At 40.3% G+C, this 16,160-nt stretch carries 18 protein-coding genes and 1 riboswitch; of the genes, 2 read left to right on the plus strand and 16 right to left on the minus strand.

Features of this window, described 5'->3' with window-relative positions; translation table 11 throughout:
- Window positions 1–29 precede the first annotated feature (29 nt).
- The 7 genes from BAA9072_RS03645 to BAA9072_RS03675 all read right to left on the minus strand — a co-directional run bounded on the left by BAA9072_RS03645 (window position 30) and on the right by BAA9072_RS03675 (window position 6,490).
- Window positions 30–1,007 carry a YpdA family putative bacillithiol disulfide reductase gene (locus BAA9072_RS03645; RefSeq protein WP_201713342.1) on the minus strand — a complete coding sequence of 326 codons (978 nt, stop codon included), beginning with the start codon at window positions 1,005–1,007 and terminating at the stop codon, window positions 30–32.
- A gap of 240 nt (window positions 1,008–1,247) precedes the next feature.
- The gene (locus tag BAA9072_RS03650) at window positions 1,248–2,525 is read right to left on the minus strand and encodes a Glu/Leu/Phe/Val family dehydrogenase (protein WP_201713343.1); all 1,278 of its coding nucleotides are present in this window, start codon (window positions 2,523–2,525) and stop codon (window positions 1,248–1,250) included.
- Window positions 2,526–2,990: 465 nt separating this feature from the next.
- Window positions 2,991–3,575 (minus strand): adaptor protein MecA, encoded by a 585-nt coding sequence (locus BAA9072_RS03655; RefSeq protein WP_201713344.1) that lies wholly within the window; start codon window positions 3,573–3,575, stop codon window positions 2,991–2,993.
- Between the two features lie 71 nt (window positions 3,576–3,646).
- Window positions 3,647–4,558: a MerR family transcriptional regulator gene (locus BAA9072_RS03660; protein ID WP_201713345.1), complete on the minus strand. Its 912-nt coding sequence runs from the start codon at window positions 4,556–4,558 to the stop codon at window positions 3,647–3,649.
- A gap of 96 nt (window positions 4,559–4,654) precedes the next feature.
- Window positions 4,655–5,419 (minus strand): metallophosphoesterase, encoded by a 765-nt coding sequence (locus BAA9072_RS03665; protein WP_201713346.1) that lies wholly within the window; start codon window positions 5,417–5,419, stop codon window positions 4,655–4,657.
- Window positions 5,412–5,795 carry a hypothetical protein gene (locus BAA9072_RS03670; protein WP_201713347.1) on the minus strand — a complete coding sequence of 128 codons (384 nt, stop codon included), beginning with the start codon at window positions 5,793–5,795 and terminating at the stop codon, window positions 5,412–5,414. The genes BAA9072_RS03665 and BAA9072_RS03670 overlap by 8 nt, the downstream gene beginning before the upstream one ends.
- Window positions 5,796–5,854: 59 nt before the next feature.
- Window positions 5,855–6,490, minus strand: a complete 636-nt coding sequence (locus BAA9072_RS03675; RefSeq protein WP_201713348.1) for a CBS domain-containing protein — start codon at window positions 6,488–6,490, stop codon at window positions 5,855–5,857.
- Window positions 6,491–6,861: 371 nt separating this feature from the next.
- Here BAA9072_RS03675 and BAA9072_RS03680 point away from each other — a divergent pair, with 371 nt between their 5' ends.
- Window positions 6,862–7,122, plus strand: a complete 261-nt coding sequence (locus BAA9072_RS03680) for a spore coat protein CotJB (protein WP_201713349.1) — start codon at window positions 6,862–6,864, stop codon at window positions 7,120–7,122.
- Between the two features lie 280 nt (window positions 7,123–7,402).
- Here BAA9072_RS03680 and BAA9072_RS03685 read toward each other — a convergent pair whose 3' ends face one another.
- The 7 genes from BAA9072_RS03685 to BAA9072_RS03715 all read right to left on the minus strand — a co-directional run bounded on the left by BAA9072_RS03685 (window position 7,403) and on the right by BAA9072_RS03715 (window position 13,684).
- Window positions 7,403–7,858, minus strand: a complete 456-nt coding sequence (locus tag BAA9072_RS03685; protein WP_201713350.1) for a DUF2663 family protein — start codon at window positions 7,856–7,858, stop codon at window positions 7,403–7,405.
- Between the two features lie 105 nt (window positions 7,859–7,963).
- Window positions 7,964–9,109, minus strand: coding sequence for a glycosyltransferase family 4 protein (locus BAA9072_RS03690; protein ID WP_201713351.1), 1,146 nt, complete (start codon window positions 9,107–9,109; stop codon window positions 7,964–7,966).
- A 51-nt stretch (window positions 9,110–9,160) separates the two neighbouring features.
- Window positions 9,161–9,688, minus strand: a complete 528-nt coding sequence (locus BAA9072_RS03695) for a phosphatase PAP2 family protein (protein WP_201713352.1) — start codon at window positions 9,686–9,688, stop codon at window positions 9,161–9,163.
- Window positions 9,689–9,857: 169 nt separating this feature from the next.
- Complete coding sequence (locus BAA9072_RS03700) at window positions 9,858–10,568, minus strand: LysM peptidoglycan-binding domain-containing protein (RefSeq protein ID WP_201713353.1); 711 nt, start codon at window positions 10,566–10,568, stop codon at window positions 9,858–9,860.
- Window positions 10,561–11,160 carry a CPBP family intramembrane glutamic endopeptidase gene (locus BAA9072_RS03705; RefSeq protein ID WP_201713354.1) on the minus strand — a complete coding sequence of 200 codons (600 nt, stop codon included), beginning with the start codon at window positions 11,158–11,160 and terminating at the stop codon, window positions 10,561–10,563. Before BAA9072_RS03705 ends, BAA9072_RS03700 begins: the two co-directional genes overlap by 8 nt.
- 9 nt (window positions 11,161–11,169) lie before the next feature.
- Window positions 11,170–12,642: a RecQ family ATP-dependent DNA helicase gene (locus tag BAA9072_RS03710; protein WP_201713355.1), complete on the minus strand. Its 1,473-nt coding sequence runs from the start codon at window positions 12,640–12,642 to the stop codon at window positions 11,170–11,172.
- Window positions 12,620–13,684, minus strand: a complete 1,065-nt coding sequence (locus BAA9072_RS03715; RefSeq protein ID WP_201713356.1) for a helix-turn-helix domain-containing protein — start codon at window positions 13,682–13,684, stop codon at window positions 12,620–12,622. The genes BAA9072_RS03710 and BAA9072_RS03715 overlap by 23 nt, the downstream gene beginning before the upstream one ends.
- 223 nt (window positions 13,685–13,907) lie before the next feature.
- Between BAA9072_RS03715 and BAA9072_RS03720 the strand changes: the two genes are divergently transcribed.
- Complete coding sequence (locus BAA9072_RS03720) at window positions 13,908–14,156, plus strand: ferredoxin (RefSeq protein ID WP_201713357.1); 249 nt, start codon at window positions 13,908–13,910, stop codon at window positions 14,154–14,156.
- A gap of 111 nt (window positions 14,157–14,267) precedes the next feature.
- On the opposite strand, the gene BAA9072_RS03725 is transcribed toward BAA9072_RS03720, so the two are convergent.
- Together BAA9072_RS03725 and BAA9072_RS03730 are read right to left on the minus strand one after the other, a co-directional pair.
- Window positions 14,268–14,837 carry an ECF transporter S component gene (locus tag BAA9072_RS03725; protein ID WP_201713358.1) on the minus strand — a complete coding sequence of 190 codons (570 nt, stop codon included), beginning with the start codon at window positions 14,835–14,837 and terminating at the stop codon, window positions 14,268–14,270.
- 153 nt (window positions 14,838–14,990) lie between these two features.
- Window positions 14,991–15,124: riboswitch (FMN riboswitch) on the minus strand.
- Between the two features lie 115 nt (window positions 15,125–15,239).
- On the minus strand, window positions 15,240–16,145 hold the full coding sequence (locus BAA9072_RS03730) for a peptidoglycan DD-metalloendopeptidase family protein (protein WP_201713359.1): 906 nt from the start codon (window positions 16,143–16,145) through the stop codon (window positions 15,240–15,242).
- Between the last annotated feature and the right edge of the window lie 15 nt (window positions 16,146–16,160).

Consider the following 16,160-nt stretch of genomic DNA (forward strand, 5'->3'; position numbering starts at 1 on the left):
AAAAAGAGGCTCTTTTCAGAGCCTCTTTCTCATAATTCTTTCTCTTCCTCTGTTACAGTCATGGATTCAGCTATCAAACCTCCGTGTAAACGGCCGTTCTCAATAAAAATTTCATTGGCATTGTTTCCGGCAGCAATCACACCTGCAATATATACACCTTCCACATTCGTTTCCATCGTTACTGGATTGTGGGCGGGTCTGCCTGTTTCACTATCGATTTCTATCCCCATCTTCGTCAGAAAGCTGTGATCGGGATGATAGCCGGTCATGGCAAACACAAAATCGTTCTTGACTTCTTTCTCCTCGCCATTTACGTTGTAAATGACAGAACTGTTCGTTATTTCATCCACGCACGCATTAAATTCCATGATGACCTCACCGTTTCTCACAAGGGCATCATAATTAGGGAGGATCCAGGGCTTTACACTTTTAGAATATTCGCTTCCCCGGTATAAAACGGTAACCCTTGCCCCTGCTTTATTCAATTCAAGAGCTGCATCAACCGCTGAGTTCTTCCCTCCGATGACCACAACATCTGTGTCAAAGAACGGGTGGGCTTCTTTGAAATAATGAAACACTTTCTCTAAATCCTCTCCTGGGATACCCATATAATTTGGATTGTCATAGTAGCCCGTTGCGATGACAATCGATTTACTTCGGTATGTACCCTTAGAAGTGGAAACCGTAAAACCCCCGTCACGTTTCACGACTTTATGGACGGTTTCAAATCGGTGGATTCTTAACTTTTTACGCTTTGCCACTTCACGATAATACACTAATGCCTGATTCCTTCTTGGTTTATGTTCTTCAATGACAAAAGGAACTTCCCCGATCTCAAGCTTTTCACTCGATGAAAAGAAGGTTTGATGGGTAGGGTAGTGGTAAATCGCGTTTACGATATTCCCTTTTTCAATGATCAATGGATTGATCCCTTTTTCTTTTAAACTAATGGCCGCAGACAACCCGCACGGTCCTCCGCCTACAATGATGCATTCTTCCATTTTCAAATTCAGACACTCCTTCAATTCCTCTATCTGAATGGTCATTTTCGTCCGTTCATTTCAGATTATAAATGGGCTTTACTCAATTATTATGGAATAAGTTTGCGTCCAGGTCAAAAAGTAGCACTCAGTCTTTTTATGACCCACACCTCTATTCTGTTCATTCGTTCGGATAAAATGTGTCTCTAAAAGATTCCAAAAGAAAAAGGATGGGGTGCCGTGCACCCCATCCTTTGTTATTTATGGTCAAATCCAGCCTCTGAATCGGCAGGCTTCTGCCATTTTCCTTACGCCTACCATATAGGCGGCAAGCCTCATATCCACTCTTCTTGTTTGTGACGTTTCATAAACATTATTAAAAGAGCTGACAAGGATCTTTTCCAGTTTCTCTTCCACTTCTTCTTCAGTCCAGTAATACCCCTGATTATTCTGAACCCATTCGAAATATGAAACCGTCACACCTCCAGAAGAAGCTAATACATCGGGTACCAATAGGATACCCCGTTCCGTTAGAATCTTCGTCGCATCTAATGTTGTCGGTCCATTGGCAGCTTCGACCACGATGCTTGCCCTGATATTATGAGCATTCTTGTCTGTAATCTGATTTTCTATGGCTGCAGGCACAAGGATGTCGCAATCAAGCTCCAGAAGTTCTTCATTTGATATCGTATTATTGAATAATTTTGTAACAGTCCCGAAGCTGTCCCGTCTGTCCAATAAATAATCGATATCCAATCCATTCTCGTCATGCAAGCCGCCGTATGCATCAGAAATCCCGATCACCTTCGCCCCGGCATCATGCATGAACTTGGCAAGGAAGCTTCCTGCATTCCCGAATCCTTGAACGACGACCCTTGCTCCTTCGAGTTTGATTCCCTTTTTCTTCGCAGCCTCATGGATACAGATCGTCACCCCTTTGGCGGTAGCCGTTTCACGACCGTGAGATCCCCCCAGTACCAATGGTTTACCGGTAATGAATCCAGGAGAATTGTATTCATCAATCCGGCTGTATTCATCCATCATCCACGCCATGATTTGAGAATTTGTGAAGACATCCGGAGCCGGAATGTCTTTAGATGGACCGACAATTTGGCTGATGGCGCGTACATATCCACGGCTTAACCTCTCTAATTCTCTAAAGGACATATCACGGGGATCACAGATGATCCCTCCTTTGCCTCCCCCATATGGAAGGTCAACGATCCCGCATTTCAAGCTCATCCATATAGAAAGCGCTTTAACTTCCTTTTCCGAAACATTCGGGTGAAAGCGAATTCCGCCCTTAGTCGGCCCAACGGCATCATTATGCTGGGCACGGTATCCGGTGAATACTTTCACCTTTCCATCATCCATCCGGACAGGTATCTTAACCGTTAACATTCGTATAGGTTCTTTTAATAACTCATAAACTTCTTCTGAATATCCTAATTTATCTAATGCAAGATGAATAACCGTTTGTGTAGATTTCAGCACATCATGTTGATCTGATGCTTGATGATTTTCTTTCCCCTTTTCGGCTACCATGTATGTAAACCTCCCAGTATCCTTCACTGTTTAGCAGAACCTCGTCCGCTTTCATGACATAGTATACACGTTTGATTTCCTCTTGCAAAGAAGGAAAATTAAAAAAGGGGTATTTTTTTGAAAACGCTATCATTCCAAAAGAGGAGAGGCAGCTATGTCAGGTCTGACAAGCATAAGTTGAATTATAAAAAGGGATTTTCCGAAAGATTTTTTAATTTTAGGATCTCCAAGGCTCTAATCAACCAGTATGTGCTGAATGATTAGGAGAACTGCTCCACTTACAACTGGCGAAGGATCGATCCCCATCAACTCACGCCACACAGAAAGCGAGCTTTTGGAGCGGAAAACAAACAAAAAACACCAACAGGAATAACCTGAAAGTGCAAAATGACTAATTTTTACGAGATCCCGAATAAAACATTTATTTAAAAAGGGGGGGAAAGATTTAACTTCATTGCCAATGACTCAAAAATAAAATAATATTTTGTTAATGGTATCCCTATATAACACAGCACGTCCATATTCCATCAGGATATGCTTTGTAATCGTCGAATGCTTTCCATACTCTGCACAAATCGCATCCAGGATGAAACTGTCACCTTCAAGTAAATTCTCTACGAGTACATAATACTTTTTTTCATAGTAAAAAATACTGCATTGAATGAGGGAATTGTTCACCTTTCCCAAATCATTGATCCGTTTTAGAAGGTCGAGTAAGTCCTCGAAATCATCGAAATACACGAGCACATCGTGATCATTCATGGACTTCATCATTTCGGTTCCTTCTTCCCAGTCAGAAAAATCATCTTCTGATTCTAACGTGAGGATCATGCAGATTTCCTGGTCATCGAAAGACTCTATTTCCACAGTAATTTCCATTTGTGTTTCGATACCGAACTTTCCTTGTACCTCATCTAACATGTCTTCGAACAGGTCATGCCACATATAGGAATCTTTCCATTGGTCTTGTTCAAATAAACCTTTTTGTTCTAACTCTTCTACACTAATGGAAAATTTAATTTTATTGTCCGAAATTCTTTCGAGCTTCATCTTCGTACCCCCTAGAGTGTGACGATTTATCATCATACTATGTAAAGGGCAGTAAACAGTGCATACTCCACTTATATTTTACTTTTGAGCCATTGTTCCCACTCCGATTTAGCTTGTCCCACGATGTGTTCATCAAACTCTGCCCTTAACTCTTTTGACAGATGATCTACCGCGAATCCCCCCATTCCGATTACCAGATCCCGCCGCTCGTTCTTTAATGAGGTAACTAGGGAAAGCAGGCTGTCCACATTTTCTAAAAGGGTGCATGAGAAAAATAGAAATTTGGGATTTACTTCATCCAGAACGATATCTATATCATTTTCTTTTATACTAGATCCCAGATAAATGACCTCAAATCCTTTTCTTCGTACATATAGAGTAAAAATCAATAATCCTAATTCATGCCATTCGCCTGGACCGCAGACTGCCACTACCTTGGGTAGTATCCCATTGTGAGGGAACGAATGCATGATGATACCGATTCGTGATCTCAGAATGGAAGTGGCAAAGTGCTCATGGGCCGTCGTGATTTCACCATTTTCCCATAGATCTCCAATCCTGACGAGGAGACTTCCGAGTATATCGATAACCACTTTGTCTATTGTATATACTGAAAATGACTGATTGATCAGCTCATGGGCTTTCGTTTCATCAAAACTTAGTAAAGCTTTTAATAGATCATCGGATATGGTTTGGGTGCGATCCTTTTGTTCAGAGGAATGAAACTCATACTCTTCAAGCTCCTGTTTGTCCAGTAACGCAACGGCCTGGCTGATTGTAAAACCTTGATCGACCTTTTCAACAAGCCATTTCAGAATATTTAAATGCTGTTCAGTGTACAAACGGTGACCCGATTCATTCCTTACAGGTGCAATGATCTGATATCTTCTTTCCCAAGCCCTTAGTGTACCCGGTTGGATCCCTAAAATGGTAGACACAGCTTTAATGTTGTATTTTCCTTCTAACTTCTTCTCATTGCTCATAAAATGTCCCCCACGTATTTCTCACTTCACTAAAATTATAATCGAGAAACCTATTTGTGTAAAATTTGTATAGGTAATGAACAACAAATGTTCATTTCATTCTTTATCGATCACCAACAGGTGGGTTTCGGCCGGGGCACCCAGTCGTAAAGGAATAGCGGTGGTCCCGTAGCCATTGCTTACTAATAGGGTGGTTTGAGGGAGAATTTCAACTCTTCCTTTTTTATACATTCCCCAACCAAACAGACGAATCTGACCTCCATGAGTATGACCACTTATCATGACATCGATTCCGTCTACTTTCCGTACTTGATTCACAAGTCTTGGATCATGACTGACTAAAAGATTAAATTCATCAGGGTGTATCTCTTCAAGAGCCAAGTGATAATTTGCTCGTTGTGTACTTGCATCATCCACCCCTATCAAATTCATCTCCCCGCTATGTATAGGTACTTTTACTGATTCATTGACGACTTCGATGATTCCTTTCTCCATAAAAATCTGCTTTAACCTGTCGGTATTCACTTCATAATCATTATTTCCCCAAACGAAATACACACTCCCCAATGTAAGCAGTTTATCCAAATTTTGTTCAACCCGGGAAAAAGGCACTCCTTTTTCCAACAGGTCCCCCCCAATGATCACAAGTTCTGCTTTCCCCTTCACTTCATCAATGATTTCATCTGAAATTTCCCGTTTATGTATATCTGAAATAAAAAAGAGTGATAAGGGCTTCATGTTTTCAGGAAAGTGGGGCATCTTCACCTGATTCATGTTTACAACGTTACGACGGGCTTCATATAACATAAAAAAGAGGAGACTGACTCCCCCTGCCATTAATAAGATACTGAATTCAAGCATTATGGCCTCCTTGACGGCGAAAATCTATTGAAATAATACCATAAAAAAAGGCTGAAAAGGAAAAAATCATCGTTTGCCATACTCCATATCCGCTTAATGCATAGATTACCCCTATATGAAAAGGTATGATGCTCAGTTCTTTATGTAGTTTGCCTCTCCATAATTGAAGAATTGAATAGATCTCAACTTTTAGTACATTTACCTGAACCATTAGCCCCGTCATAAAGGCTATGGAAGCCGCAAAGAATTGCACCGGGTTCAGGACCAGTTCTACAATGAACTCTGGATTATTAAAGCTTTCAGTCGCCGGAAACCAAGTAATAAAAAGGTACCCTAAAAGAAACGTGATTATCAGTTTAACAAAATGATTGATCAAAAAAATCCCTCCCATAAATCTTATGAGAGGAATTTTGTTTCATACAGGGTTTTAATCAATTATTCATCTTCATGAATATCGAGGATCCGGAAACCGGACTTCTCCAACTTATTAAGGAATTTTTCCATATTGTCCTTCTTTTCGACCTTCAGGACTATACGGCGCAATAACTTATCAGTTTCATCAAAGGTCACCAGGGAAATCACCGATTCTGAATATTGCTGGATGATGTCACCAAGCCGGGCGATTCTTCCTTCGGTTTCTACAGAAGAGAAAGCGATGCGGACTCCCTTTTGATCCATCCCAAACGCACTTCTGAATTGATCCAGGACATCAAAACGGGTAACCAGTCCAAGGAACGTATTATCCTCACCCACCACAGGAAGAATTGGTGAATCTTTTAATTCTATCAACGCATTTTCAAATACATCCTTGTCGGTAATGTATTTTTCTGAATTCGTGATAATATCGCTCGCTTTTTTTTCCTTGAGAAAGGCTTCCTTTTCCATTCCGGAAAGGAAGAAGCTTTGATAAATATTGTAACGGGTCGCTACGCCTTTAAACTGTTCATTTGAAAGGACCGGTACCCCGTCGATTTTATGGTGCTCGAGAACCGTCAGCGTCTTTTCAATTGAATCATTTTCATCCACCACATAACATTTGTGTTTCGGTATCATGGCACTTTTAACAAACATTTGACCACCTCATCATTAATATCCTACACCTTACCTATTCAACATTTCCACTGTATATCCCTTCATATTTATGAATTTCAATAAAATAACATGTTACCATTCTTCTTCTCATATGTTGTTACGAAGGATTTTGTTCATTGGAGGGATGGTCATGCAAACATGTAATATGGCGTATTATCCGTATGTAAATCCATTCGATCCGTGTAAATCGATTACACAAAAGGTATTTTCGATGCCTCCTAATCTGATCTTGGGTTTCAACCACCAAATATAGAACCATTTCCACCAAAAGAAGCTGAAAATCGGGGACGCTATGAAAAGTGTTTTCCTTATTTTAGTCCCTACGAAAAATGAAGGGAGAGTAATCTGTTATGAAACAGCTTCCCCCCCATTATTATAAGGTATTAGAAGAACTCCAGGCAGTCGATTTCGTTATCGTTGACCTTACGCTATACCTGGATACCCATCCAGAAGATTATGAAGCTATCTCTCAATACAATATGTATGTCAAAACACGGAAACAAATTAAAAAAAAGGTCGAAAAGGAACTCGGTCCCTTAACCCATTACGGGTACAGCCCATCCAACTATCCATGGGACTGGAAGGATGCTCCGTGGCCGTGGCAAATCTGAGAAATGAAAACGATGCAGGACAATGTAGGTTCGCAGAGAAAATATTCATTACCCGGTCAGAATAAGTACATGCAACCCAAAATCGGCAACGTTTTTAAATTTTTTAGAGAGCGGGAAATCAATCACGCTCTGCTTTCTGATAATAATGGAGATAGAAGATATTTTTTGATGCATTCAATTATTTTTTGGCTCACGAGAGGTTACACGTGAGCTTTTTTCATGTGATGAGCCAAATATCTCATCATTCCCCTATCAAACAATTCAAGAATTTTTTGCTTTTTTACTTACTTCCATGAAAGAGATTAATATCCCATTCTTTTTTCATTTTATCGTAAACATCATGTCTTTTTTTCCAAGCTTCTTCTTTCCATAGATCTTTACTCCGATCGATGACCTCACATCTTAAGTCATGAAATTCCTTTTCTTTCTTCTCCTTTTTCTCATATAATATTTTGGTTGCCCCGAAAAGAACGACCAGCATAAGTGTCATGAACAAATGAAATGAACTGGAGACAAAGATGGAAAACATCGCAGCAAACGAATAAGAATAAGGTCCCAATACAAATTTCGTTATATAATAAAGAAATAAAAAAGATGCGATCAGTGTCCCCCATAATGTGTAGAGATGCAGGGTTTTTGCTTTATCAAACTTTTGTTTTTTTTCAATAAGATTATGTAGCATTTGTTCCGTTGCTTGATCTGTCCACTCCCCAAATTCCTTTCCCCCACGCCCCATTCTATCCTCTCCTTTCCTCCCTATAGTATATGAGCTTGTCCCCGGAGATAGAATCAGCACATAAAAAAAGGCCCTCTAATGAGGATCCTCCACCCACATCTTTTATCAGCCATACAATTGATTGTGCCCACGACAGGAACCCACTTCCCTGAATTCAAGAATAAGTTCATCAAAAATAGCATCCCAAGACTGCTTTTCAGCCATTTGGCGAGCGTTTCGTTTCATGTACTGAAGTCGGTCATCATTCAGCATTTCCATTATATGATGGATGAAGGACTGATATCGGTGTGCTTCCGCTATTCTCCCTGTCTCGTTATGCTCCACGATATTCGTCACCCCTCCCCTATTTGCCACTATAGCAGGCAATCCAGATGCAAAGGCTTCTAAAATGACATTTCCGAATGTCTCTGAAGCAGAAGGGAATACAAAAAGATCGGATGATGCATACGCTTCTGCCAGTTCATCCCCTGTGACATAACCTGTGAAGATGACATTTTCATCTTTGGTTTTTTCCATAAGTTCTTTCTTCACCGGTCCATCGCCTACAATGATCCATTGGATTTGATTCTTCATTTCCACGGGTAGGTGTTTGATCGTTTTTTCCAGTGTATCCAAGTCCTTTTCAGGCGCTAATCTCCCAACATAAAGGAGGATATATTTCTTAACGATATTGTATTTGACTCTTAAGCCGGAAACTCGCTTTTCAGGTGAATAGGCTGTACAATCGACCCCCCTTCCCCAGATGGATAAGTCTTTAAAGCCGCGGGCTGCCAGATGCTGCCTTGTTTCTTCTGATGGTACAAAAATTCGATCTGCCTGTGAATAAAACCATTTCATATATTTCCATAATAACGAAGATGCCCACATCATTTTGTAATAATTCAAGTATATGTCGAAGTGTGTATGGTAAGAGGATACAAGGGGGATATCCATTTTCTTTGCTCCGCGAATCCCATAGAGGCCCATTGTCAGGGGGGTGGTTACATGAATAAGAGTGGGTGAAAAATCTTTAAGCTGTTTTACAATGGTCTTTGGATTCGCAATGGCCGTCCTGCATTCCGGATAAAGAAAAAAGGGGAAACTTGTAAAAGAATATACATTAGGATAAGAGGATTGATGCTCTTGAAGATCCGGAACAAATACTTTGTATTCAATCCTTCTCTTTTCATAGTGATCCGTCAGTCTTTTTAACGTCCTTGCTACTCCGTTTACTTGCGGATAGTACGTGTCAGAAAAAAGCGCCACTCTCATATACATTACCCCTTTATGATTTTGTGTCATTTTCCCCATAAAGATTATTGATTATGAATTAAATAAAAGCACCATTGCCGTTGTAGTAAATGCAAGAAAAGCCCCCGCCAATACATCTGAAGGATAATGCACTCCCAGTACTACCCTTGAAAACCCAACAACCAAGCTCAAAGGGAAAAGAAGGAGGAACGTGACCGGGTAGTGGATCATAAAGGGGATGGTGATAGAGAAAATGGCTGTTGAATGACCTGACGGAAAGGAATGGTCCTTGAACTCATAGCCATGAATGACGGCATCTGGTAATGTCCTATATGGACGAATTCTTTTGACACTTTTTTTCACCAATCTCATCAAAATATGGCTTACGAATAGAGTAATCATCGCCACGATGACTGTATTCTTGATCCCGGTAATATATAGACCTAAAATATACAGGATGATGATTGAGCCAACCGTGACCCTCGCCCCTCCCAAATGAGTCACATATCCAAAGAATGATCGATACAATTCTTTACTACCATTAATTCTATAAAACCACTTATCATCTGCCCGCCGAAAGCGCGTCACCATACTGTCCATCAAATCATCTCCGTTCCCTATACTGGTTATGTCATCTTCATTATATTTTTAGTTTGTAATCCCTCTGATAATCCCATGTAAATTCAATTGGAAATTGTTGCGAAGAAATGTAAATTATCCACAAAAACGGAAAAACACCCATCCCCATATCTTCCTGGGGAGGGTGCTTTTATTGATCTAACGGAATTTCCAACACTTGGCCTGTTTGAATTTCATTATCCTGAATCTTATTCCACTCTTTGATCCGATCCACACCGGACGGGGAATTGTAGTAATTCATCGCAATTCGAAAAAGGGTTTCCTGCGGTTTAACCGTATGGTACACAATCTTATCCTTTGGCTCTTCTTTTGTTTCTTTTTTCGTTTCTTCTCTTACTTCTTCTTTTTGCTCTTTTTTCACCTCTTCCTTCGGTTCTTCTTTTACGACTTCTTTAGCTGGAGGAGAAGAGGCTGATTGAGTCTTTCCGTCAGTAGATGAATCGGTTTCTTTTGGTGATGCATCATGTTCATCTGTTTCAGGAGATACTTCCTCCTTATCATCATCTGCCGTTTCCTTACTCTCATCCTGATCGTTTTCAGATTGATCATAACGGACTTCAACTACATCATCCTTGCCTTCTGACATGACAACAAGGGGGCTGTTCCTGTGATCAAAATAAGAATAAATGCTAAAAACAGTCAAAGGCAATAAAATGAACAATAAGAGGAGCATACTGATCAATGGATATTTCATTTTCCATTTATTCTTTTGTTGTTTCTCCCTATGCAGTTCCCCTCTTGGAGGAAGCGGCTCTCTTTTTTTAGCGGGTGGTTCCTCAGGGACTCGTTCAATTTTTTTCTTCAGTTTTGCTGCCTGATCTCGATATGGGTCTTTACTCATGAGACATCCCTTCTTTACTTCCTTGTCTTCCATTTTTACGCATATGCAATCCCAGTAAAAAATCGATGACAAAGTGCATAATAATCGTAACCAATAAATTATCTGTGAATTCGTAAATGAAACCGATCAAAAAGCTGAGCAGTAGAATATTGATGATGAGAAACCAATGAGCCCAGTACCTGAAATGAATAAGTGCAAAAATAATGCTTGAAACGATCAGTCCAAAATGAAATTGAAGCACCCCTCTAAATAAAACCTCTTCGCTTACACTGATGAAAAAAGCTAAAAGAGCAATTTCCCCTATGCTCCTATTCGTGAAAATTCGGGCATTAACCCCACCATCGTCATAGTATTTAGCAGGTAATACCTTCATCATTACAATATCAAACATAACTATCAGCAAACCGCTTGTCATACCAACCGAAAATATGCTAGTGGAAAGCTGGAATTGATCCCAGAAATCAGAGGATGTATCAAATAAAAATATACCTAATCCACAGCCAATCGTTAATAGTAAAAACTGAGTAAAATACAAATGGAATGTTAATTGCTTCTTAGAAAGCTGTTGAATAATTTCGCCTTGTTTCTGCATTGTTACCACTTATCCTAATAATAATTTTTCTAACCTCTTCTGCCAGTTTGTAACACCGGGATTCTCTGTATTTAACGTGAAAGGCTCACTCTTGAACTCCAGGAGTGAATCCCCGCAAACATCACAGCAGAAAGAATAATCCCCACCCGATTTTTCATCAAAATATTGGAGCAGCTTCTCCCGTCTGCACGTAGTGGCATGTAGCCAGTTGATCATGGAGTATAGCTTGTCCTTCTTGTATTGTAAACGATTGTTCCTTATTTGTTTCACTTTTTCTAGTAATCTATCTTCATCAAGTGTCCAACCTGCCGTCAACTTATCTGTATAATAAGTAAGGAATCGAAACTGCACCTCAGAAAGTTGCAGGTGCTCGATTAATTCTTTAGTCCGGCCATTTCTGCTTTCTTCAATAAATCCCCGAATTTGATCATCATCCGGTAACTCGCTTTGAATGAGTTGTAAGGGCAAAGTAAGATCCTGTTCGGAGTATAACACAACAGAAATACTCCTCTCTCCATCCCGGCCTGCCCTTCCGATCTCCTGTAGAAACGCTTCTATGCTTGAGGGGAAATGATAATGAATAACGAATCGGATATTCTCTTTATTTACACCCATCCCAAAAGCTGAGGTCGCACAGATCATTCTCAGCTTTCCGGAAAGAAATTGCTGCTGAATTAAAATCCTGTCCTCTTGGTCCATGCCTCCATGATAGTGGGCAACACCTGTCACACCGTTCTCCAAAAGCCATTGAGCAACATCTTCAGCTATTCGTTTGCTTGAGAAATAGACAACACCCGGTCCCCCCCAGGTTCTCACATATTCTAACAAAGTATGCAGTTTTTCATTTTGCCCTTGTACCTTCTCAACAAATAACCCAATATTTCTCCGATCGACTGAATAGACCATTTCAACAGCAAGCTCCATTTGAAGCACTTTCTTGATGTCTTTTCTCACTTCTTCTGTTGCCGTTGCCGTTAATGCCAGGGTGGTTGGATTCCCAAGCATCACCTTCAGCTCACCAAGTTTCAGATAATCCGGCCTGAAATCTGGCCCCCACTGAGATATACAATGGGCTTCATCGATCACATATAGTGAAATATCCAAAGCCTGTAGGGAGGAAATCACACCTGAATTCATTAACATTTCAGGGGAAATGAAAATAAACTTATATAAGTGTAATTGTTCCAGCGCCCCCTTTCTTTCCAAATAAGGCAGAAATGAATTTAGAGCGATAACCCGCTTTTCCCCCATCACTTTCATCTGCTCCACTTGATCCTGCATTAAAGACAATAGCGGAGAAATTACTAACACATGTCCATCCATCAGATAACCAGGCAACTGGTAGCATAATGACTTTCCGGTTCCAGTCGGAAGCATAGCAACCGTATCCTGTTGATCCAGTACGGAACGGATGATCTCTTCCTGGCCTTCCCTAAATGAAGAATAACCGAATTTCCCTTTAAGTTCTTGCTGCAGATTCACGTTTCTCACCAGCCTTTGCGATTGCCACCCGAATTTGAAAATAAGTCAACTGAGGGAGCTTTTCCTTAATGGGTCTAAGTCTTCTCGTTTGTGCTTCGTCCATCACCTGGAGTACTTTCACGTACTCTTCTTGTGTAATGAACGGGTCAATCGGCAAATCTACCTGAGTCAGGATCAATTCGATGACATGATCTTCAATGGTATTGAGCTTCAACTTCCGGATTCGCGAAATTTCTTCAAGGGAATGCCCCCTTTTATATAATTCGTACGTCTTGCTTGTCGAAATCGTCAAGTTCTGCCTATGATCACTTTTCAAGCTAATTGAATATAATAAGGGATATCTTGAAGGGTCTTTTTCTATTTCTGTTAACAAACTGTGGAGCAAATTCAGGAATCGGAAGCGAAACTCTTCTTCATTCATGTGTAACCTCTCCGCCACCTGTAATTCAGTCCACCCATAGTCTTTATACCCGGTTAACCGATAGACGAGTATGGAAGGATCGCTACTCTGCAAATTCAAGAGATCGGAAAGCTCTTGAAATAATACAGACGAGAGATTATCACTTTCAGGGTTGTTTCTTATACAATTCTTTACCCATTCCTGGATATGCTTGTTGCGCTGAATCGGGAAATAAAGTGTTTCCTGCCGTTTTGCATTGGAAAGCACCTGAACAAGCAGGCTGAGTCTCATCCAGAATAGCCGGGTTTGATCACCATAGATGAGCCCGTTCATCGCTGAAGGGAATGCATCACCAAGGAATTGTTCCTTCACGGCTTTTGATCCCTCAGGTGTCACGAAGGCATTTTCACTCTCCCCCCAGGTGATCAATTCTGCCTTCTTCAATTCTATTACCTTTTGATTGAAATATGGACGCTTCAGCTTGGGTAATGAAAGAAAAAAGGCTTGTAAATAAAAGATATGCGCATCCTGAATCGACTGGGAAGACTTTTTCCCTTTTAAGATATGAAAGACTGAGTAAATGGATCGCTCTCCATTAATTTGTAAAAGACAATATAGTATCACATAATTAAGATAGGTCAATTTTCTACTCCTTAATATGTAGGTTATTGTCAAATATTGTACCATGAATTTGGCTTTTCACCATGTTTTGTTTTTCTATTATCGGATAAAAATAAAAAGAGAGCACCTAACTATTGAAAAGTCATTCAATCCTCTATAAAATAAACATTAAGTGATTTTTCACAAATAGACATTGTGTATAATGATGAATTATATAGAATTATTTATTCGGGAGGTTTTTTCTTTGCCAAAATATACGATTGTTGACAAGGATACATGCATTGCATGTGGAGCATGTGGGGCTGCAGCTCCAGATATTTACGACTATGATGATGAAGGTATTGCATTTGTGACATTAGATGATAACCAGGGAACTGTTGAAGTTCCTGACGTATTGGAAGATGATATGGTCGATGCATTTGAAGGCTGCCCGACAGATTCCATTAAAGTATCTGACGAACCGTTCGACGGAGATGCACTTAAATTTGAATAGCACGACCGAAGGCTAAGAAGACTTTTCTTCTTAGCCTTTTCTTTAACAGTTAAGCACGAACGCAATAGAAATAACCCCTCAAACAATTGAGGGGTTACTTTTATATTGTCACTATGCCGCTTTATTGAAGGCTATTTGTTTTGATAACCAGCCTTGAAGGCGGACAAACAGTAAGGTAAAAACGGAAGTTACCAGAATGCCCTTTAAGATGTTGAATGGAACAATTCCTGTAATGATGATTTCAACCGGAAGCTCGAAATTCATAAAATACTTATAAGCAGGTAGAAACACGAAATAATTCAGGATCCCCATGCTGATACTCATAACGAACGTTCCTGTAATCAGTCCAATTAACAAGCCTTTTTTCGATTGAAAACGTGAATAAATAAAATGGGTTGGCAGAATCAGAAGGACGCCTGCCACAAAATTAGCTGCATGACCAATCGGAACGCCAGTATCGCTACCAGTCAGGACATAATCAATCACATTTTTAAACAATTCGACTAATATACCTGCAAGCGGTCCTAATGTGACCATCGCAATCAAAGCAGGTACATCACTGAAATCGACCATTAAAAACTTCGGAAATGGTGGTATTGGGAAGTTGAATAACATTAACACATACGATATGGCACTTAACATACCCACTGTTACAAACATGCGCGTATTCATTTTTTTCATAGCTCTCTCTCCCTATGGAGATTCATCTCAATTCGAAGACGGTTCAAACCAAAGGTAGCATTAAAAAACTCCCAGATAAGAATATCCAGGAGAATGAAAGGCATACCCTAATAAACGTTTAGCTTCCCATTTTCTAAACGTTCCGGCACAAACCTTCATCTTCTCCCATCCAGACTATACTGTCGGCTTTGGAATCGCACCAAATCCTGCCCCTAAAGGCTCGCGGGCTTAGAAACTATTGTTTCATCACCGCCGGTAGGGAATTTCACCCTGCCCCGAAGACGAATCTTTATTTTTTTATACATTCTTATTATACATAATGTCATGGATTATGTGAAGAGAAACAGTTCGAATTCAAACTATCTCATCAACAAAGTTCTTTTTAAAGGAACTACTGAATCATCATTCCACTTTTAGAACCTGTTGAGGATATATATCTGACTCCGGTTTCAGGTCATTCCACGCGAATAGTTCATCCATATCGATTCCCTGTGACATAGAGATCGAGTATAATGTGTCACCCTGCTTTACTATATATTGACCTTTTGGGGAAGCAGCTGGAATCAGCAATTTTTGATTAATCACTATATTCGGGCTCTCCAATGCATTTTCCACCATAATATCTTCAACTGGCAAGTCGTATTTTTGAGATATTCCCCAAAGGGTCTCTCCTTTTTGAACGACATGAGTCACTTTATTTTTACGTTCAGAACCGCTCTCATCAGATTCCGACTTAGGTAAGCCGGCTACACCCACCGCCTCGAAAGGATCCTTCTCTTTGGCAAATACAAGCTGCCCTACTTCTCCATGGCCGAAAACTCGATAGGGATCGATCGCATTTTTCTTATCGATCGTCCACTCTCCTCTATGTATTTCAAAATGAAGATGGGCCCCCGTTGATCTTCCCGTATTTCCCAAACGTCCCACCTGTTCACCTTGTGCAATTTCCTGTTGCTCTTTCACCAGCCTGTTTTCAAGATGTGCATAGACCGTTTCATATCCGTTCTCATGCCTGATGAATACAACATGACCGTAGCTTCGAGAAAGATAAGATTTGGTCACTTTTCCTTTGGCAACAGAATACACAGGCGATCCAATCTCCCCACCGATATCCATTCCTTTGTGACCACCCGATCTTGTACCATATGAATCTGTAATCATTCCTTCGACGGGAAACGTCCAGTATCCAGTCTCCTCTGACACCTTATCCCCTTCTGCTTTTGCCACAATAACGGAAAAAAACATCACATATACACATATCGGCATTAGAAAAACGGTGAGAAGCCTTCTTGCATAAACGAAAATCATGCATGTCCTCCTTAA

Source organism: Rossellomorea arthrocnemi, assembly GCF_904424705.1.
Lineage (GTDB): Bacteria > Bacillota > Bacilli > Bacillales > Bacillaceae_B > Rossellomorea > Rossellomorea arthrocnemi.